Annotated in this window: 15 protein-coding genes; all 15 read left to right on the plus strand. The window is 46.0% G+C overall.

Annotated features, from left to right (window positions below; genetic code table 11):
* The 15 genes from BLT15_RS13765 (at position 1) to ilvN (ending at position 19,260) form a co-directional block, all read left to right on the plus strand.
* The gene (locus tag BLT15_RS13765; RefSeq protein ID WP_143423058.1) at positions 1 to 171 is read left to right on the plus strand and encodes an NAD(P)(+) transhydrogenase (Re/Si-specific) subunit beta; all 171 of its coding nucleotides are present in this window, start codon (positions 1 to 3) and stop codon (positions 169 to 171) included.
* 335 nt (positions 172 to 506) lie between these two features.
* Positions 507 to 2,135 carry an amidohydrolase gene (locus BLT15_RS09475; protein WP_089761050.1) on the plus strand — a complete coding sequence of 543 codons (1,629 nt, stop codon included), beginning with the start codon at positions 507 to 509 and terminating at the stop codon, positions 2,133 to 2,135.
* A 142-nt stretch (positions 2,136 to 2,277) separates the two neighbouring features.
* Positions 2,278 to 3,300 carry a 2,4-diaminopentanoate dehydrogenase gene (gene ord, locus BLT15_RS09480; RefSeq protein WP_268762245.1) on the plus strand — a complete coding sequence of 341 codons (1,023 nt, stop codon included), beginning with the start codon at positions 2,278 to 2,280 and terminating at the stop codon, positions 3,298 to 3,300.
* A gap of 135 nt (positions 3,301 to 3,435) precedes the next feature.
* Positions 3,436 to 3,747, plus strand: coding sequence for a 2-amino-4-oxopentanoate thiolase subunit OrtA (ortA, locus tag BLT15_RS09485; RefSeq protein ID WP_089761054.1), 312 nt, complete (start codon positions 3,436 to 3,438; stop codon positions 3,745 to 3,747).
* A gap of 2 nt (positions 3,748 to 3,749) precedes the next feature.
* Positions 3,750 to 5,174, plus strand: a complete 1,425-nt coding sequence (ortB, locus tag BLT15_RS09490) for a 2-amino-4-oxopentanoate thiolase subunit OrtB (protein WP_089761056.1) — start codon at positions 3,750 to 3,752, stop codon at positions 5,172 to 5,174.
* 33 nt (positions 5,175 to 5,207) lie between these two features.
* Entirely contained in the window at positions 5,208 to 6,569 is a 1,362-nt protein-coding gene (locus BLT15_RS09495) for a GlmL-related ornithine degradation protein (protein ID WP_089761059.1), read from the plus strand.
* 13 nt (positions 6,570 to 6,582) lie between these two features.
* Positions 6,583 to 6,963, plus strand: a complete 381-nt coding sequence (locus tag BLT15_RS09500) for an ornithine aminomutase subunit alpha (protein ID WP_089761061.1) — start codon at positions 6,583 to 6,585, stop codon at positions 6,961 to 6,963.
* Between the two features lie 2 nt (positions 6,964 to 6,965).
* Entirely contained in the window at positions 6,966 to 9,173 is a 2,208-nt protein-coding gene (gene oraE / locus BLT15_RS09505; RefSeq protein ID WP_089761063.1) for a D-ornithine 4,5-aminomutase subunit OraE, read from the plus strand.
* Positions 9,174 to 9,262: 89 nt separating this feature from the next.
* Positions 9,263 to 10,399, plus strand: coding sequence for an alanine racemase (gene alr / locus BLT15_RS09510; protein ID WP_089761065.1), 1,137 nt, complete (start codon positions 9,263 to 9,265; stop codon positions 10,397 to 10,399).
* A 35-nt stretch (positions 10,400 to 10,434) separates the two neighbouring features.
* The gene (locus tag BLT15_RS09515; RefSeq protein WP_089761067.1) at positions 10,435 to 11,817 is read left to right on the plus strand and encodes a TldD/PmbA family protein; all 1,383 of its coding nucleotides are present in this window, start codon (positions 10,435 to 10,437) and stop codon (positions 11,815 to 11,817) included.
* A gap of 2 nt (positions 11,818 to 11,819) precedes the next feature.
* Positions 11,820 to 13,130, plus strand: a complete 1,311-nt coding sequence (locus tag BLT15_RS09520) for a metallopeptidase TldD-related protein (RefSeq protein ID WP_089761068.1) — start codon at positions 11,820 to 11,822, stop codon at positions 13,128 to 13,130.
* Positions 13,131 to 13,422: 292 nt separating this feature from the next.
* Positions 13,423 to 14,697, plus strand: coding sequence for a serine--tRNA ligase (serS, locus tag BLT15_RS09525; protein WP_089761070.1), 1,275 nt, complete (start codon positions 13,423 to 13,425; stop codon positions 14,695 to 14,697).
* Positions 14,698 to 14,921: 224 nt separating this feature from the next.
* The gene (locus tag BLT15_RS09530) at positions 14,922 to 16,565 is read left to right on the plus strand and encodes a glutamate synthase-related protein (protein ID WP_089761072.1); all 1,644 of its coding nucleotides are present in this window, start codon (positions 14,922 to 14,924) and stop codon (positions 16,563 to 16,565) included.
* Positions 16,566 to 17,032: 467 nt separating this feature from the next.
* The gene (gene ilvB / locus BLT15_RS09535; protein WP_089761123.1) at positions 17,033 to 18,781 is read left to right on the plus strand and encodes a biosynthetic-type acetolactate synthase large subunit; all 1,749 of its coding nucleotides are present in this window, start codon (positions 17,033 to 17,035) and stop codon (positions 18,779 to 18,781) included.
* Positions 18,781 to 19,260, plus strand: coding sequence for an acetolactate synthase small subunit (gene ilvN / locus BLT15_RS09540; protein ID WP_089761074.1), 480 nt, complete (start codon positions 18,781 to 18,783; stop codon positions 19,258 to 19,260). The genes ilvB and ilvN overlap by 1 nt, the downstream gene beginning before the upstream one ends.
* The last annotated feature ends 11 nt before the right edge of the window (positions 19,261 to 19,271 follow it).

Consider the following 19,271-nt stretch of genomic DNA (forward strand, 5'->3'; position numbering starts at 1 on the left):
ATGCCGGTATTGAATGCTGAAGAAGCAGAAAATGTTCTGGTTTTAAATCTCGACTCTGAACCCGGATATTCCGGCGTGGAAAATACTCTTTATCAGGAGGATTTTGTCATCCCTATCTGGGGTGATGCTGCTGAGACGGTTCCCGAATTGGCTGCCCGCTTTCGGCATTAAGAAAAAGCAAAACCTGATCGATAAGTTTGCCCCAGGAGTCCAATTCAGCATGATAATAAAATTTTTGAGACGCAGTGCGGGGAGCGAGAGCTCCCCTTTTACTTGTTTGATTTGAGCTAAGAAAAGTTTAAGGTTTTTCTCCGCAGCAGCTGGTTAAACTGACATATTCATGCTGTATACTCAGAGTTAGTCATAACCTTAACTAATGGAGCTTAAAAAGCATCGGAAACTTTATATATTACAGCATAACTAAATAAGCTTTTTTCACCTATTTACCAGCTGATATGGAGAAGATCGAAGTTTAATATTATGTATTATTCCAGGAGGGGGATATCATGCCTGATAAAAACAGTAAGGAACCTAAAATTAAAATTTTTCGAAATTGCAAAATCTTTGCCCCGCATAGATCCGGCAGTGATCCCGATACCCTGATAATAGCTGGAAATAAAATAGCGAAAGTCTGTCATTCACAGAATCTGGATTATGATTTCTGGAGACAGAAATATCCAGTCAGGGAAATTGATCTGGAGGACAGGAGAGTGCTGCCCGGTTTTGTAGATTCTCACATGCATGCTCTTTTCATGGCCCGGGACAGAGATAAAATAGCCTGTCTTCCTCCTGAAGTTGAATCTATAGCTGACATAAAAGAAAAAATCAAGGAGAAAAAAAGAGAGCTGGAAGAAGGAGAATGGATTCGAGGCTGGGGATATGATGAGGAGAAGCTGGATGAGAAAAGATCTCCTCTCCGCGAAGATTTAGATCGCGCCGCTCCTGACCATCCTGTCATGCTTATCAGAACCTGCAATCATATCGCAGTCCTGAACAGTGAGGCTATGCGGCAGCTGGGTATAAATTCTAAAACCAGCGAACCTGAGGGGGGCAAAATCGAAAAAGATGGTCAGGGAAATTTAACAGGTATTTTCAAAGAGAAAGCGATGATGATGCTTTTAAATGATCTCCCTGATGGTGGAATAGATCAAAGAGCGGAGAGCTTATTGGCCTGTTCTCAGGATCTTTTTTCGCTGGGGATAACTACGATTGCCGACAGTATGGCGGAGAAAACACCGATCGATTATTATAAAATCTATCGTCGGGCAGTGAAAAAAGGGTTGAAACATAAAGTGATACTTCACTACAAGTGGTCCGAACTCAGGCATAAAGAAAAAATGCCCGATTTTAAGCTGGAAAGATCCAGTCAGATTCACATTGGTGGAGTAAAAGTTATAGCCGACGGCAGCGTTTCCGGACTTACGGCCTGGGTTGATCCCGCCTATTTAGGAGCAGATCAAAATTTTGGGTCTAAATTGATCGACAGAGAAGAATTGCGCCGGGCAGCAGAATATGCCCGTCAAAATTCTCTTCAGCTGATTATTCATGCCATGGGAAATAAAGCTATAGAAATGACGGTTGACACTCTTTATCAACATGAAGACTGGTTGAAAAACCGTCCTTCAATTCGACTTGAACATGCTGCTTTACCGGACAAAAAATCTCTGGACAAAGCTGCCCGCGGTGATATAGGAATTGTCAGTCAGCCGATTTTTCCTTATGCTGAGATAGGAAGCTATCTTAAGAATTTAGGTCCAGAGAGAACCTCCGCTTCTTATCCTTTTAAATCTATTTTAGACCGTGAGATTCCTCTGGCTTTTTCCTCGGATGCGCCAGCTACTCCCTGGAAACCCCCGGCCGATCCTCTGGCAGGAATTAAATCTGCAGTCACCAGAAAAGCCCATGAAGGAACTGTCTATAATGCCGAAGAAGGACTGAATATCGTAAAGTCGCTGCGCCTTTATACTGAATCAGCAGCAAAGATTTCCGGTTTGAAGGATGTAGGCAGGCTGGCCGAAGGTTTTCAGGCTGATTTTATAGTGTTAAATCGCGATATACTGGAAGCTGACCCCGAAAATATCGACAGGATAGAGGTCGAAAAAACCTATAAAAAGGGAATATTAATGCATGGTTAAATTAATCTCTGATTTTTAGTGCGTTATTGTTTGCATGTGAATTTTATAAATATTATAATGTAACTGTCAGTAACTACAATAGTAGTTAGTTGTAAATAAAACCTGCTCGTTTATATTACAGGGGGAGATTATCATAGGAGCTATAAAGACGGTTTTATGGGGACTGGGATCTATGGGCAGCGGCATGGGTCGATTACTGGCAGAGAGATCTGATCTGAAGATTTCTGGTGGCATAGCCAGTCGAGAAGGTAAATCCGGCATAGATATCGGTGAACTGCTGGAACTGGAACAAAAATTGGGAGTCGAGGCGGTCAATGATCCTTCGCGGGCAATTACAGAAGAGACCGATGTTGTTTTAAATGCTACCAGTTCTTCGATCGTCCAGGTGGAGGAGGAGATTAAGTTTGCGCTCAGAAAAAGCTGCAATGTGATATCTATTGCTGAGGAGATGGCCTATCCTGAGGTTGCAGAACCAGAAATAGCTTTTGAGTTAGATCAAATTGCGGAAGAGAAAGGGGTTTCCCTGCTGGGAACAGGTATTAATCCCGGCTTTATACTGGATCTGCTCGTTATAGCACTCACAGGAGCCTGTCTGAGAGTCGAAAAAATCACGGCCAGAAGAATTAATGATCTCTCTCCTTTTGGGCCGACCGTGATGAAAACTCAGGGCGTGGGCACTACGGTGGATGAATTTAATCGTGGGGTGGAAAAAGGGGAAATTGTAGGCCATATTGGTTTTAAGGAATCAATCAGCATGATAGCTGACAGACTGGAATGGGATATTGATGAAGTCGAGGAGAGTCGTGAACCTATAATCTCAGATGTGGCAAGAAGCACCGAACATGTTCGAGTAGAACCTGGAATGGTGGCAGGCTGCCGTCATACTGCCCGCGCTTTTAAAAATGGAAACGAGATAATTGTTCTCAGGCATCCACAACAGATATGTCCCGAAAAAGCAGGAATAGAAACGGGAGACTATATTGAGATAAAAGGTGATCCGGGAATCGACATGGCGATAACTCCGGAAATACCCGGCGGCAAAGGAACGATAGCAGTTTCTGTAAATATGATTCCGCTGGTTTTAAAAGCTGAGCCGGGCCTGAAAACGATGACAGATCTGCCTGTGCCTTCAGCTCTGCCTGAAGATATTTCCGGCCTGCTTTAAAAGAATTTATATCTCTTTTTGTTATCTGTCGGTAGATATCTTCCAGTCTAACTAAATAAGGTTTTTTTACACACCTATTTAACAACTGAAGCCGGGAAGATCCATAATAAATTTTGCACTGGAGGTATATATAACATGACTAAAAAAGTTCCCCGGGGAAGCTGGGTTGAGATTAAAAAAATCGTTCTCGAACCCGGGAGCAGGGCGCCGCAGGTTCCTGAAGATACAGCCCGGGTTCCGCTGGAAATGAGAATTAAAGGATACCTTACATCTCCAGCAGCGAAGGGAGATGAGGTCGAAATCAGGACAGTGATCGGAAATAGATACGAGGGAGTTCTTCACGATTCTGATCCTTCCTATGATCATAAATACGGGAAGCCTGTGCCCGAGCTCATCACAATTGGCGAGGAATTAAAACAGATTCTCTCCGCTGACGGGGGTGAGTAATGATGTCAGCAAATAATTACGAAGAGCTGATGGCCCGCAGGAATGAAATAATGAAGAAGGCAGTCGGCATAGATTATGAAAAATTTCGCAAAGATGAACTGGTTTTTGATTATGACAAAATGATGAATGAAGCAGGGTACGATCTTGATGAGGTGCGAGAAATTCAAAAAGAAGCAGGGGTGGGCAGGACCCCTCTGCTGGAGCTGGAAAATTTGACTGCGCTGGCCAGAGAACTGGCGCCCCCGGGTAAAGGAGCTCGAATTTTTCTCAAAGATGAGGCGGCCAACCCTTCGGGCAGCTATAAACCCCGCCGGGCTTCAGTGTCGGTATATCATGCTCAAAAGGAAGGTTATCCGGGCGTGGTGGCGGCCACCAGCGGCAATTACGGAGCAGCTGTGGCATCGCAGGCGAATATCAGAGGACTTGATTCGATAATAGTCCAGGAAGTCTATGACAGCGCCGGCCGTGGTCAGCCGGAGATTCTGGAAAAAGGTCGAAAATGTGAGGCCTATGGGGCCGAAGTTCTGCAGTTGACTGTAGGTCCCGAACTCTTTTATACCTTTTTGCAGGTGCTTGAAGATACCGGTTTTTTCAATGCTTCTCTTTATACTCCCTTTGGTATTGCCGGAGTGGAAACACTGGGTTATGAAATCGTTGATGAAATTCGTAAAAGAGAAGGAATAGAGCCGGCTGCTGTAATCTGCACCAATGCTGGAGGGGGAAATCTTACCGGCACGGCCCGGGGGTTAAAAAAGGCAGGAGCTGAAAAAACCAGAGTAATAGGTGCCAGCGTCGATTTGAGCGGGCTTCATATGGCCAGCGATGAAGATTTCAACCGCAAATCATTTACCACCGGTCACACGGGTTTCGGCATCCCTTTTGCAACCTGGCCGGACAGGGCAGATGTGCCCATCAATGCCGCCCGGGCACTGCGCTATATGGATCGCTATCTTACTGTGACCCAGGGTGAAGTCTTTTACATCACCGAAGCTCTGGCTCGCCTGGAAGGACTGGAAAGAGGCCCGGCGGGCAATACTTCTCTGGCCCCTGCCCTGAGCCTGGCTCAGGAATTGGATAAAGAGGAGATCATCGTTGTTCAGGAGACCGAATACACCGGTGCCGGAAAACATCCCATCTCCCAGCTTAATTTTGCCCGGGGGATGGGTGTAGAAGTAAAAAGAGGTCATCCGGAGGAGGAAAGTCCCGGTGAGAATATTATCATCCCCGAAAGACCCGGGCAGATTGAAGGAATCGATCTCGATTTAGATAGCATCAGAATTTCTTATCTTGAGAAAGCGGTAGAAAAGAGCGGAATTACCAGTGTTGATCAAAACTATCTTGATTTTTTGGCCCGGGAAGTAAATCTAAAGCCTGATGAAACCAGAAAATTGATCGAAAAAAATCTGGATGTCGAGCTGGATCTTTGATACGGGGGCTGATCTGGAAAGGAGGCCTTCTTTATGACAGATGGCGATATTGATGTGCTGGCTGCTGAAATTGGCAGCACGACAACTATGATAAATGCCTTCGACAATCTGAATAAAAAACCTGTTCATCTCGGTCAGGGGTTGGCCCGTACCACAGTCGAAGAGGGCAATGTTATGCTGGGTGTGAAAAGAGCTCTTAAAGATTTAAAGGAACAGCTGGAGATTCAAAACCTCAACTGGTCCGAATTTTTGGCCACCAGCAGTGCAGCTGGCGGTCTTAAAATGACAGTTCATGGACTGGTAAAGGATATGACTGTCAGAGCTGCTGAAGAAGCTGCTCTGGGAGCCGGGGGCGTAATAAAGCAGGTGACAGTCGGCGAATTAAAAGAAAAACATCTCGACAGAGTTGAGAGTCTTGAGCCCAATATGATACTTCTCGCCGGCGGTGTAAATCATGGTGAAGAGGATATAATTCTTCATAATGCCCGTGTTCTGGCCGAAATGGATATGAAAATCCCTCTAATTTATGCCGGTAATGAAGCTATACAGGATGAGATCAGGGAGTTACTGGAAGATTCCAGTTTGGAGATATTAATAACCGAGAATGTTTATCCTAAAATCGATCAGCTTAATATTGAGCCGACCAGAGAGCTCATTCACGAAGTTTTTGCCCGCCATATTGTCAGAGCTCCCGGCATGGAAAAAATTGAAGAATGGCTTACAGCCGAAATGATGCCGACGCCCGGCGCGGTGATGGAAGCTGCACGACTGCTTAAAAACAGATTGGGCAATCTGGTTGTTTTTGATGTAGGAGGAGCTACTACTGATGTTCACTCCGTATGTGAGGAATCGGGTGAAGTAAGGGATATGATGGTTAATCCAGAACCCGAGGCCAAAAGGACTGTCGAGGGAGATCTCGGGGTCTACCGCAGCGCCCCTCATGTTGGTGAGATAATGGGAGAAAGCATAAATCCTGACAGCGACATTTCACCGCTGCCCCGGGGAGAAAGAGAAAAAGAGCTGGTAAGCAGGCTGGCTGAAGAAGCTGTTAGAGAAGCGCTTAAAAGACATGCCGGCGAATTCAGAGATTATTACACCTCGGGCGGAAGGAAGACTGTAGCAGAAGGTAAAGATCTTACCGCGGCAGATTGGCTGATCGGTACGGGTGGAGCTTTGACCAGACTTCCCCGGGGGAAGAAAATTTTAAGGACCCTGACGGGCAGGCACACCCGACAGCTTTTACCAAAACCTGAGGCTGAAGTTTTAATCGATGAAAGTTATATCATGGCTTCGGCAGGCATTCTGGGAAGAAGCCATCCTGAGGCTGCCCTTAAAATCATGTTCAAAAGCCTGGGATTGAACAGAAAAAATAAATTCGAGAAAAATTTTGTTTGAGGAGGGCTTACAGATGCCAGAAAGAAGAGATGATAATTTTGCCGAAAGAAGAGAGCATATGTCTGACATGAGCGAGGAGGAACTGAGGGAAAAATTCTGGAATCTGTCTGAAGAAATAGTCGATCCTATCATCGAGCTGGCCAGGAGTCACACCTCTCCTTCCATCGAAAGGTCGGTGCTTTTGAGAATGGGTTTTGATAGTCAGGAAGCTAAAGCCATAGTTAAAAAAGTTATGGAAGCTGAGCTTCTGGGTAAGGGAGCGGGTCATGTGGTGCTGAAAATTTCAGAAAAAGACAATATATCGATAAGAGAGGCCGGACTCAGGATAAAAAATGGCAGACTGGAGGTTCGGGAAATGCAGTCTCTTTTTACTGAAGAAGGGGGAGGAGGTTAAAAATGGATGAATTGAGCCCGGAGAAAAAACTGGATATAGAGGCTTTGCTTGATGATATCGAAAATTACGAGCCGCGGCGTAAGGGCTGGAGCTGGCGTAAGCCGGTTGAGGAACTGAAACTCGTCGATTTTACCTACGATGATATGAGTCAACCGCTGGAAAACAGCATACCGCTTCCGGCTGCCAGAAGTTTTGAGGGCATCGATCCGCAGCCTGAACCGGTCATAACTACGGAGATCGCCTCCGGACGTTTTGAAGATGATCTCCGGAGGATGCGCATGGCTGCCTGGCATGGAGCCGATCATTTGATGGTCATCAGAACAGCTGGCCAGAGCCATTTTGACGGTCTTATTGAAGGAACACCGGAAGGTGTTGGAGGAATACCGATAACCAGAAAGCAGATCAGAGTCACCCGTAAAGCTCTGGATCTTGTAGAAGATGAGGTGGGAAGAGAGCTCAATTTTCATTCCTACGTCAGCGGAGTAGCTGGTCCTGAAATCGGTGTTTTATTCGCTGAAGAGGGGGTAAATGGGGCTCATCAGGATCCCCAGTATAATGTGCTTTATCGAGATGTCAACATGTATAGATCTTTTGTAGATGCTGCTGTGGCCAAAAGAGTGATGGCCTCAGTTGACATGCTCCAGATAGATGGAGCTCATAACGCCAATGCCACCGCCCGTAAAGCCTGGAAGGTGATGCCCGAACTTTTTGTCCAGCATGCCATAAATTCTATGTTTTCTCTTAAAGCGGGAATGGAAAAAGAATTTATAGCCCTTTCGACTGTACCACCAGCAGCTCCTCCCGCTCCGGATTTGAAGCTAAATCTGCCATATGCGGTGGCTTTAAGGGAGTTTTTCGAAGGGTTTCGTTTTCGGGCTCAGCAAAACACCAAATATATGGAATCATCGTTAAGAGAAGCGACTGTCACTCATACCCTCAATCTGCTCATCTCTGCTCTAACCTCGGCCGATATCCAGAGCACTATAACACCCGATGAAGGGCGCAATGTCCCCTGGCATTACAATAATATCCAGGCTGTCGATACAGCCAAACAGGCCTTTGCCGGACTGGATGGCCTGCAAAATCTGATTGAGCTGAAAGATGAAGAGCAGAGCTATCTGCGTCAAAAGGCAATAGAGTTGAAGGAGAGAGCTATCCTCTTTATGGAAGAAATTCTGGAAGTGGGTGGTTATTTCGATGCCGTGGCGAAAGGATTTTTTGTGGATTCCGGAATGTATCCGGAAAGAAATGGCGACGGCATTATTAGAGAGCAGGACGGAGGGGTAGCTGCAGAAAGCATAGTGCCGCGAGATGAGGATTACTTAGCCCCCGTCTGTAATCACTTTGGTTACAATAATTTGCCGGGAGATGTGGAAAAAGGTTGTGACCTGATCGGAGGATGTACACTCGAAGATAGGGATAAGATTCAATTTATAGACGAGCTTGATCCAGAAGACAACGTTCATAAACGCCTGGAAGAGAACGAGAAGTACCGAAGCGGCAAACACCTAAAACCGGAAGTGGAATGGATTGGAGATGGCTGGCTGGAGATCACCCTCTTTTTGCCGACGGAGGAATTAATAGCTGAACAGGCTGCTCAGCAGATAGGTGAGGAAATGAACCTCAAAAATGTGGAGGTCATCCACCGGGAAAAAATGCATCCCGCCGAAGGGACACTGATCGAGATGAAGGGCCAGCTCGATTTCGCTGTGGATCTTGAAGAACTTGAAATACCGGAAAAAGAGATTCCCCTGCCGGAGGAGGAGATCAGAGAGTTTTTTGCTGAAAATCCCCTTCAGGTCGTGGCAGCCACGGTGGGAGAGGACGAACATTCCGTAGGACTTCGCGAAATTATAGATATAAAGCACGGTGGGATCGAAAAATACGGTGTTAAAACTCATTATCTCGGCACTTCCATACCTGTCAGCAAAGTGGTGGATGCTGCCATAGAAACTGATGCAGACGTTATTATGATAAGCACGATTATAACCCATAATGAAGTCCACAGGGAGAACATGCAAAAACTTCATGACCTCTGCCGTGAACGAGGAGTTCGCAACGAACTTATTTTGATAGGAGGCGGCACTCAGATTACTGACGAAATAGCCAGGAAATGCGGCATGGACGCCGGTTTTGGTCGTGGAACAACCGGTGAGCAGGTGGCCAGCTATATAGTAAAAAAATTGCGCGGTGAGCTGGAGGAAAAATGACCCTGCGTCTGGAAATTATTTATAGAACGCAGCTGAGTGGAACCGGCAGCTTTTGCTGCCGTTGAAATATTTGAGGAGGACTAATTATTATGGATGCTGTAACTCGACCGGTTTGGGCTGAGGTGGATCTGGATAATGTTCGGCATCAAATACGCAGAATTAGCGATCATATAGGTTCCAGGCCGGAGATAATGGCGGTGGTTAAAGCTGACGGTTATGGACATGGAGCTGTCCCGGTGGCAGAAGCTGCTCTGGAAGCAGGGGCGGGCAGGCTGGCTGTAGCCCTGCCCGAAGAAGGCATGGAATTGAGAGCAGCCGGCATTTCCGTTCCTATCCAGGTTCTGGGAGAAATAGACATAAATCAGGCCCGGATTATTCTGGAATACGATTTGATTCCAACTATCTGCCGCCAGGATACCCCGGAGTTTCTGCAGAAGCTGGCTTCCGAAAATGAAAAAACTGTTCCAGCTGTAATAAAAATAGATACCGGCATGGGCAGGATAGGAATTCAGCCAGAGGAGCTTAACTCCTATTATGAAAAAATAACCTCTTTTTCCCGGCTGAAAGTGGATAGTCTGATGACCCATTTCGCCACGGCCGATGAAAAGGATAAAGAGTTCACCCGGAAACAATATTGCAGGTTTGAAAAAGCAGTCCAGAAGCTGAGGGAAAATAAAGATAAAAGCCTGGAAATCAATTGCCAGGTGGCCAACAGCGCAACAGTAATCGATCTGCCGGAATACAGTCTCGATATTGTCCGGCCTGGCATAATGCTTTACGGTCTGCCCCCCTCGCGGGAGGTCGATCAAAGTTTTGATTTAAAACCTGTACTGGAACTCAAAGCCAAAATTGCCTATTTGAAGCGGGTACCTCCTGGCACACCGATAAGCTATGGTTCGACTTATATCACTGAAAAAGAGGCTGAAATTGCCACTCTGCCGCTGGGATATGCCGACGGTTATCCCCGGCTTCTTTCCAATCAAGCAGATGTACTTGTCAATGGAAAGCGGGCGCCTGTTCGGGGCCGGGTCTGTATGGATCAGCTCATGATAGATGTGAGCGATATATCCCAGGTCGAAGAGGGGCAGGAAGTGACTTTAATCGGCCGCGAGGGAGACTCCGAAATAACAGCAGGCGAACTGGCTGAGCTGATAGGAACCATCAATTATGAGATAGTCTCACGGCTGGGAAAAAGAGTGCCCAAAATTTACCTTAATCAATCCTGATAATTGGATAATTGGCAGGCAAGAGGAGGGAGAACATGGAAAAAAATTTAAAATCTCTTATCGATGTGAAAAATCTTGATTACGGTGATGTGCGATATGAAAAAAATAAGACAACCAGAATTTCGATGGAAAATGAAGAATTAAAAAATATAAACTCCTCCTACCGCGAGGGAGGTCATCTTCGTCTTTATCGCGATGGTCGCAAGGTAGTAAATTCTTTTACCTCGTTTGCAGAAGCTGAAGAAATGAGAGATTCTTTGCTGTCTCTGGCCATGAGGGCCAGAAGCCTGGATGATGAACAAAAAAGATTAAAAAAAGCGCCTGTCCATACCGATAAGGTTAGTATAGAGCCCAAAAGCGATCCTCGTGATTATTCTCTGGCGGATAAAAAAGAGCTTCTGGAAAATTATAATGACCTGGCTCTTTCCCGGGAATATGTTATTAATACAGAGTTCAATTATCAAGATTTTCATTCCCGGCGCACCTTCATAAATTCTGAAGGTGCTGAAATAAGTTACGAGCTTTTGGGCAGCTATATCAGCGGGGGCATTTTTGGACGCAATTCGGACACGGTACAGGTGAAAAGAGTCAGCTTCGGCGGGTATCCTGAATTTTCCCGGCTGCTGGACCGCGATGAGGAGATCGAAGAAAGCTGTGAGATTTTGAAGCAGATGTTGTCTGCCGAGCCAATTTCTCCCGGCAGTTATCCGGTTATTTTGAATCCCAGACTGGCATCTGTCTTTATACACGAAGCCTTCGGTCATCTTTCTGAAGCCGATATGATAGAAAACAACCCCTCTTTCCGGGAGAAATTGGAGCTGGGAACCAGGCTGGGGGGAGAGAATTTAAACGTTATAGATGATCCCACTTTAGAGGACAGGCCTGGTTCGTATCGATACGATGATGAAGGGCAGAAGGGGAAAAAGACGGATTTAATCAAGGAAGGCAAGCTGGCAGGCAGACTTCATTCTCGGAATACAGCCAGTTCTTTTGAAGAACCAATAAGCGGAAATATGAGAGCAGTGGACTGTCAATATACTCCGATAATTCGCATGTCCAATATATATATAGCTGCTGGTGAAGATAAGCCGGCTGATTTATTCGATTCTATAGATCAGGGTTATTATCTTGTCAACAGCAAAGGAGGACAGACAACCGGAGATCAATTTACCTTCGGTGCTGAGTATGGTTATCGTATCGAAGCCGGCGAGAAAAAAGAAATGGTGAGAGATATCAACATGAGCGGAGAGCTTTTTAAAACTCTGGAAAATATTTCTATGGTGGCGGATGATTTATCTTTTGCTGAAGTAGGAGGATGCGGTAAAAGCAGCTCGGGAGGTTCAATGCAGCTCAACATGTTCTCCGGCCGGGGAGCTCCTCATACAAAGATAGACTCGGTTACGATTGGAGGTAAATAGATATGGAAATAAAACGGAGCTGGAAACGCCGCTTCGATCAGCTCGAACATTTGACCCGCAAAGAAAGAACATTGAACATTTCACTGGAAAACTGGCAGGTTGAAAATATTTCCAAAAGCAGAATGCAGAAAAGTGCTTTAAGGGTTATTGAAGATGGCAGTCTGGGAGAAAACTTCAGCCTGGGCAGGTCGGAAAAAGCAGCCGAAGAACTGGTCCGGGGAGCCGAACAATCGGTCCAGTATGGAGATAAAGCAGTCTTTTCTTTTTCTGATCACAGTCTCAACTCCTTTCACGAAAGGGAAGAAAAGAATTATCGAGCCGGTCAGGTCGATGAAATCATTTCATTTCTGGAAGACGTGCTCGATTTTTTCAAAAGTTCAGCTCCGGATATCACTCTCAATCTCGTTTTTGGCAAAAATTATGACGAGATTCAGATGGAGACTTCCCGGGACGCCTATCTCAAAGATAACCTCTGTAATTTCAGCCTGATGGTCAGCCTTCCAATTTCGGGAGGGGGTTCTCAGTTTTATCGTTCATTTGAGAGCAGTGAGATGTTTTCGGGCATTCCTGAAGCTGAATTGGAACAATTTCTCAGGGAATTTCGTTCGGCCGGAGAGGTTTCCCGTCCGGAGACCGGCAAAATGCCGGTTATATTTTCTCCGCGTTCTCTATATTTATTTACATTTTCTCTGCAGGAGGGTCTGCGGGCGGACAATGTGTTCAGAGGTATATCTCCGCTGATTGAAAAACTCGACAGTGAAATATTTTCTCCCAAAATATCTGTTGTTGACTCTCCACATATGCAGGAAGCCGGAGGCAGAAGATTTTTTGATGATGAGGGCATTCCCACCCGGCGCCAGAAGCTGGTAGATGAAGGTGTGCTTAAGACCTTTATCTATGATCTAGAACATGCTGCCAAAATGAATGCCAAACCCGGCGGCAACGGCCTGCGGCGGGACCTTTTTTCTTCGGGGATAGAAACTCCCATCAGTCCTGGCATGGTCAATCCGACGATAGAACCGGGTGAGAGTTCCCGGGAAGAGATGATATCCGGTGTTAAAAATGGAATCCTGGTAGAAAATATAGTTGGATTTCATTCTTCCAATTACAGTCAGGGTCATTTTTCTGTTCAGGCTCATGGATATCATGTTCGCGAGGGAAAGCTTCAGGGCAGGCTTGAGGATGTAATGATTGCCGGCAATATCTATGACGATTTTCAAAAGATCAAAAGCGTCGGTCGAAAATTATATCCCGGCAATTTCGGCTATTATCCCTATCTTCTCTGCCCTGAGATTCAGGTAAGCTCGCGCTGAGGTTGCTTTTTAACTGACATTATAATATAATCAAAAACAGATGAAAATCATTGTGTAAAAGCGTTGAACGGGACTTTCCGCCCGGAAGCGCTCCGGCCAAAAACCTTTATGCTGTGAGTAACCGGAGACGGTCAGTGAACCGTTATCTCACTTTAAACCTAAAGTCAACCGGTTCTTTCTGGTTTGAGAAGGGTGGCACCGTGTGAGTTTCAGCTCGCACCCCTTTAGAGACAGGGGTGGGGGCTTTTTATTATTTGAATATATTTCAATTTAAAAAAAGGAGGCTAAAAACATGCTTGATCTGCAGTATCTGCGGGATAATAGTGACAGAGTGAAAAAATCAATGGAAGATAGGGGTATTGAGTCTGATGTAGTCGACGACTTTTTGGAACATGATGAGAGGAGAAGAGAGATATTGCAGGAAGTGGAAGAACTGCGTCGCAAACGCAATGTTGTTTCTGAAAAAATAGGAGAGTTAAAGCAGTCCGGGGAAGATGTTCAGCCCATGATTGAGGAGATGAGAAGCGTGTCTGACAGAATAGACGAGTACGAAGAAGAGTTAAAGGAAGTCGAGGAAAAACAGAGATATGCCCGGCTTCATATACCCAATGTACCTGATGAAAGTGTGCCTGTGGGAGAGGATGAAAGCGATAACGAATTTGTGAGAAGCTGGGGAGAACCTCCCGAATTTGATTTCGATTTTAAGCCTCACTGGGAGATAGGAGAAGATCTTGATATACTTGATTTTGAAAGAGGCAGCAAAGTTGCAGGTTCTCGATTTACCTTTATGAAAGGGGCGGGAGCGCAGCTGGAAAGAGCGCTGATAAATTTCATGATAGATTATCATAGAGAAAATCATGGATATTATGAGTTATTCCCTCCATTTTTGGCCAACTCCGACAGCATGACCGGAACGGGACAGCTGCCGAAATTTGAATTCGATATGTTCAAGGTTAAGGATTATGATAATTATCTTATTCCCACCGCTGAAGTTCCGGTCACCAACTTTCACCGCGAGGAGATACTGGATGCTGATGACCTGCCGCTGTATTATACTGCTTACTCGGCCTGCTTTCGTGCTGAAGCCGGGTCTCACGGACGCGATACACGGGGGATTGTGCGTCAGCATCAATTTAACAAGGTGGAACTTGTCAAATTCGTCGAGCCGGAGACTTCTTATGAAGAGCTTGAAACTCTAACCGATAATGCAGAGGCGATTTTACAGGCTCTGGAGCTGCCCTACAGGGTGGTCAAGCTCTGCACCGGAGATCTCACCTTTTCTTCGGCACTCACCTATGATCTGGAAATCTGGATGCCGGCCTATGAACGTTATCGCGAGATATCTTCCTGCAGTAATTTTGAGGATTATCAGGCCCGGCGCGCAGGAATACAATATCGGCCCGATCCTGATTCTCAGGCCAGGTATGTTCATACCCTGAACGGTTCGGGGGTGGCAATAGGCCGGACACTGGCCGCGATTCTGGAAAATTATCAGAATGAAGACGGAACGGTAACCATACCTGAGGTTTTGCGTGATTACATGGGGGGTAGAGAGATCATAGAATAAATTTCAATAAAAACTTTAAAAACTTTGTTTTCAGCTGCCTCCAAAATGAATGGATTTAAACCGCCATTAATCGGAAGCTGCTTGACATTTGCGCTGGTTTTAACCTATAATCTTAATAACCTTTAATTTTATGATAGTTGAAAATGTTAAAGCAATCCTGGACGGTAATTTCGTCTGTCGGTCCGGTTCAGCCAATCCAATTGCAACAGGAGGGATCAATTTAAATGAAAAGAAAAAGAAATGATGTGCTTGGCACGGTCAATCGGGGAGACCCGGCTCCTTCTGGCCTGTGCACTCTCTGTGAATCTGGTTGTAAAGGAAAATGCGAAACCTGGATGTCCTCACTTTACGGGACAAAAATGCTTTATCCCCGCGATTTTGGTTCTGTCACTGCTGGTAGTGCGAACCTGGATTCTCGGGGAACGGGTTATCATTCTCTGAGAATACAGGGTTATAGTTTTGGGGCTGAGGGACTCGATGATGAACTGGAAAGAACTCCTAAGAACTGCATTTATGAAAATGTCAATATTGAGAGCGAATTTGGCAGCGAGATGAAAAGCAAATGTAAGGTGCCCGTGATGACCGGTGCGCTTGGATCCACTTTTATTGCCGAAAAATACTGGGAGTCATTTGCCATAGGCGCTGCCTTAACCGGATTTCCCATCGTCATCGGTGAAAATGTGGTGGGAGTTGACAGAGAAGCGGAAATGAATAATGGCAGGATTGTATCGGCTCCGGAGCTGGATAGGCGAATTGAGATTTATCAGAGATACCGTCAGGAAGATTATGGAGATATTTTTATTCAGCTCAACCAGGAAGATTTCAGCAACGGAGTAGCAGAGTATATCTGGGAACAATACGGCAATGAAGTGGTTATAGAGCTCAAATGGGGACAGGGCGCGAAATCTATCGGAGGTGAAATACAGGTTGGAAGTCTCGAGTATGCAGAATTTCTTCATGAGAGAGGTTACATAGTTGATCCAGATCCAACCCGGGAGGCCACCAGGAAAGCCTTTGAAGCCGGAACTATAGATAGTTTTGCCCGTCACAGCCGCCTGGGAGGGACCGGCGTTGATAGCGAAGCAGAAATGAGAGAGGCTTTCATGGAAAAGGTCGATTATCTCAGAGAACTGGGTTTTGATCGTATTTCTTTGAAGACGGGTGCATTCGGCATGAGAGGACTGGCTCTGGCTCTGCGACTCTCGGCCGAGGCTGGTCTGGAACTTTTGACGATCGATGGAGCAGGTGGGGGTACCGGTATGAGCCCATGGAATATGATGGATCACTGGGGAGTGCCCTCCCTACCTCTGCACGTTAAAGCAGTTGAATACGCCGATCTTCTGGCTGATGAGGGCATGGATGTGCCTGACCTGGCTCTGGCTGGAGGCCTCTCACGAGAAGATCATATGTTTAAGGCCCTGGCTTTGGGATCTCCTCATGTGAAGCTGATCTGTATGGGCAGGACTCTGATGATACCGGGTTTTCTGGGCGCCAATATCGAAGGGGTTTTCCATCCTGAGAAGCGAGAAGAACTCAATGGTAACTGGGAAAGCCTGCCTTCAACAGTAAAAGAGGCCGGTGAAACTCCCGAGGCTATATTTGCAGGCTGGTATGATGTGGAGGATAAAGTCGGCAGTGAACATATGAAGGAAATTCCTTATGGTGCTGTCGCCATTCATACCCTGATAAACAAATTGGGTACCGGGCTTCAGCAGTTTATGGCTGGAGTGCGCAAATTCAATATTTCGGCTCTCGAACGGACCGATCTTATGGCTGCTAATAAAAAAACAGCCGAATTGACCGGCATACCCTATCTCATTGAGGCCCAGGATGAGAGAGCCCGGGAGATTATCAAGGGGTCCTTTTAAACTGCGGTCGAAAATTAAGCTGGCTTTTACTGTTCTGACTTCAACGGCAGGGACCGAGAAGGTATAAAAATACTGGATGTTTTTATGCAGTCGGCCTTCTACAGGTTTGATTGTGAAGGTCGGCTGCTGCAGTTTAAAAATTTTTTAAATTTGACAGTAAGATTTAATCATGTTACCATGACTAGAAATCTAACTCCTAAATATTTCAGAATAATCTTCTCCACGTCAGCCCTCAATGTATACAGGTATCCAGCAATATATTTGTTATTTCAGGTCGGTTGAATTTATCGATAATGAGATAAAACACCGGCTTCACATGAAAATTTTATTATTTTAAATGAGTCGGGACAGGCTTCGCTTATTCAGGGCAATTGGAGACTTAATTCGTGTCTCTTCTGCTGAGTGGAGAAGGGGCTTTTTTTCTTTTTCTGAATATTTATAACCAGGGAAAGGAGAGAGAAAATAGTATGAGCAAAAAGCTTACCGGAGCGGAAATGATCACTGAAGCCCTAAAAGAAGAGGGCGTGGAAACTATTTTTGGTTATCCCGGTGGAGCTGTCATACCAATTTATGACCAACTTTACGATGAGGATTTCGAGCATATTCTAGCTCATCATGAGCAGGGAGCGGCCCACGCTGCTGATGGTTATGCCAGAGCTACCGGCAAGGTGGGGGTCTGCATTGCGACATCCGGTCCGGGGGCAACCAATCTGACTACCGGCCTGGCCAATGCCAAGATGGATTCGGTGCCGATGGTCGCTTTTACCGGGCAGGTGCCCAGTCATATGCTGGGTAGTGATGCTTTTCAGGAGGCCGATGTTACCGGCATTACCATGCCGATAACCAAGCACAATTATCTCGTGCAGGATGCAGAGGAACTCCCGCGAATTATTAAAGAAGCATTTCATATAGCGAGAACTGGAAGACCGGGGCCTGTAGTCATAGATGTCCCCAAGGATATGATGCAGATGGAAGGTGAGTATGATTATCCTGATCAGGTCAACCTGCGCGGTTATAAGCCTAATTACGAGGGGCATGAGGGGCAGGTAAAAAGTGCTGCAGAAAAAATTAACGAGGCTAAACGCCCCATCATCTATGCAGGTGGGGGCGTGATAATTTCCGAAGCCAGCCAGGAGTTGAGGAAGCTGGCCCGAAAAAGTCAAATACCTGTCACTACCACCCTCACGGGATTGGGAGCTTTTGATGAGCAGGACGAATTGAGTCTTGGCATGCTGGGCATGCACGGCACGAGCGAGGCCAACCTGACTGTATCCAATGCTGATTTGATTATCGCGGTTGGCTGTCGTTTCGATGATAGAGTAACTGGCAAGCTGAATGAATTTGCCCCCGATGTGGAAACTATTGTCCATATCGATATAGATCCCGGTGAAATCGGGAAAAGGGTGGCCGTAAATATTCCTATTGTGGGCGATGCCAAAAATGTGCTGCAGAAATTGACTCCCCGTATTGAGGAGAAGGAAAGGGATGGATGGCTTGAAAGGATCGAGCAGTGGAAGGAAATAGATCGAGCCAATATTCAGTATGCTAAAGAAAACGGTACAATCGCCCCTCATCTTGTCATGGAGGAGATATATGAGCTGACCGGTGGCGATGCGTATATTGTCACCGAAGTTGGACAGCATCAGATGTGGGCAGCTCAGCATTTTAAATACTCCCATCCCGGGCAGTTTATCACTTCCGGAGGCCTGGGAACAATGGGATATGGCCTCCCGGCTGGAATCGGAGCTCAGGCGGGACAGCGTGATGATGACGTGTACGTGATAGCCGGGGATGGCAGTCTGCAGATGAATATTCAGGAACTGGCCACCGCGGTCAAAAACGATCTGCCTGTGAATGTTATTATTATGAACAACACTTTTCTGGGTATGGTCAGGCAGTGGCAGGAAATATTTGCTGACAGCCGCTATTCCGAAACATGTTTAAAGGAAAGGGATTACTGTCCTGATGAATGTGAGGGGCCAGGAGATGAGGAATGTCCTGAAATGGTGCCCAATTTTGTGAAATTAGCGGATGCATATGACGTAGAAGCCACCCGGGTTTTAAACCTGGATGATTATCGAGAGGCACTGGCTCAGGCTCACCAGAGCAGGAAGATGAATATTATAGAGGTCATGATCGGTGAAGAGGAGAATGTTTTCCCTATGGTTCCGCCCGGCGGTTCGCTTTACGAGATGATTTATGAGGAGGGTTCATAATGAAGCATACCGTTTCCGTGCTGGTGGAAAATGAATCCGGAGTCCTCTCGCGCATAGCCAGTCTTTTCAGCAGAAGAGGTTTTAATATTAACAGCCTGTCGGTCGGTGAAACCGAAAGCAGTGATATTTCGCGCATCACTCTGGTTGTAAAGGGAGATGAAGCTGTGGTTGAACAGCTGATGAAACAGCTCAATAAATTGATTCCGGTCTATAAAGTCAGCAATATAACCAATGATCCTGCAGTCAGTCGAGGGCTGGCTTTCATCAAGGTTAAAACCGATTACAGCAACAGATCGGAGATAATTCAGATAGTGGATGTTTTTAGAGGGGAAGTTGTCGATGTGGGGAAAGATTCGATAATGGTTGAAATTACCGGAGATGAAGAAAAAATTAAAGCGCTCGAGGAACTCTTAAAACCTTACGGAATTGAGGAGATGGTTAGAACAGGCAAGATCGCTATGGTTAGAGGTGAGAAATAAAAAAAAGACTG

The sequence above is a fragment of the Halarsenatibacter silvermanii genome, from assembly GCF_900103135.1.
In the GTDB taxonomy this organism is placed as follows: Bacteria; Bacillota; Halanaerobiia; order Halanaerobiales; family Halarsenatibacteraceae; genus Halarsenatibacter; species Halarsenatibacter silvermanii.

Coding starts and splice junctions, on each gene's coding strand:
- serS (WP_089761070.1), top strand. CDS start 13,423: ATGCTTGATCTGCAGTATCTGCGGGATAATAGTGACAGAGTGAAAAAA.
- BLT15_RS13765 (WP_143423058.1), top strand. CDS start 1: ATGCCGGTATTGAATGCTGAAGAAGCAGAAAATGTTCTGGTTTTAAAT.
- ilvB (WP_089761123.1), top strand. CDS start 17,033: ATGAGCAAAAAGCTTACCGGAGCGGAAATGATCACTGAAGCCCTAAAA.
- BLT15_RS09500 (WP_089761061.1), top strand. CDS start 6,583: ATGCCAGAAAGAAGAGATGATAATTTTGCCGAAAGAAGAGAGCATATG.
- alr (WP_089761065.1), top strand. CDS start 9,263: ATGGATGCTGTAACTCGACCGGTTTGGGCTGAGGTGGATCTGGATAAT.
- oraE (WP_089761063.1), top strand. CDS start 6,966: ATGGATGAATTGAGCCCGGAGAAAAAACTGGATATAGAGGCTTTGCTT.
- BLT15_RS09515 (WP_089761067.1), top strand. CDS start 10,435: ATGGAAAAAAATTTAAAATCTCTTATCGATGTGAAAAATCTTGATTAC.
- BLT15_RS09530 (WP_089761072.1), top strand. CDS start 14,922: ATGAAAAGAAAAAGAAATGATGTGCTTGGCACGGTCAATCGGGGAGAC.
- ortA (WP_089761054.1), top strand. CDS start 3,436: ATGACTAAAAAAGTTCCCCGGGGAAGCTGGGTTGAGATTAAAAAAATC.
- BLT15_RS09520 (WP_089761068.1), top strand. CDS start 11,820: ATGGAAATAAAACGGAGCTGGAAACGCCGCTTCGATCAGCTCGAACAT.
- BLT15_RS09475 (WP_089761050.1), top strand. CDS start 507: ATGCCTGATAAAAACAGTAAGGAACCTAAAATTAAAATTTTTCGAAAT.
- ortB (WP_089761056.1), top strand. CDS start 3,750: ATGTCAGCAAATAATTACGAAGAGCTGATGGCCCGCAGGAATGAAATA.
- ilvN (WP_089761074.1), top strand. CDS start 18,781: ATGAAGCATACCGTTTCCGTGCTGGTGGAAAATGAATCCGGAGTCCTC.
- BLT15_RS09495 (WP_089761059.1), top strand. CDS start 5,208: ATGACAGATGGCGATATTGATGTGCTGGCTGCTGAAATTGGCAGCACG.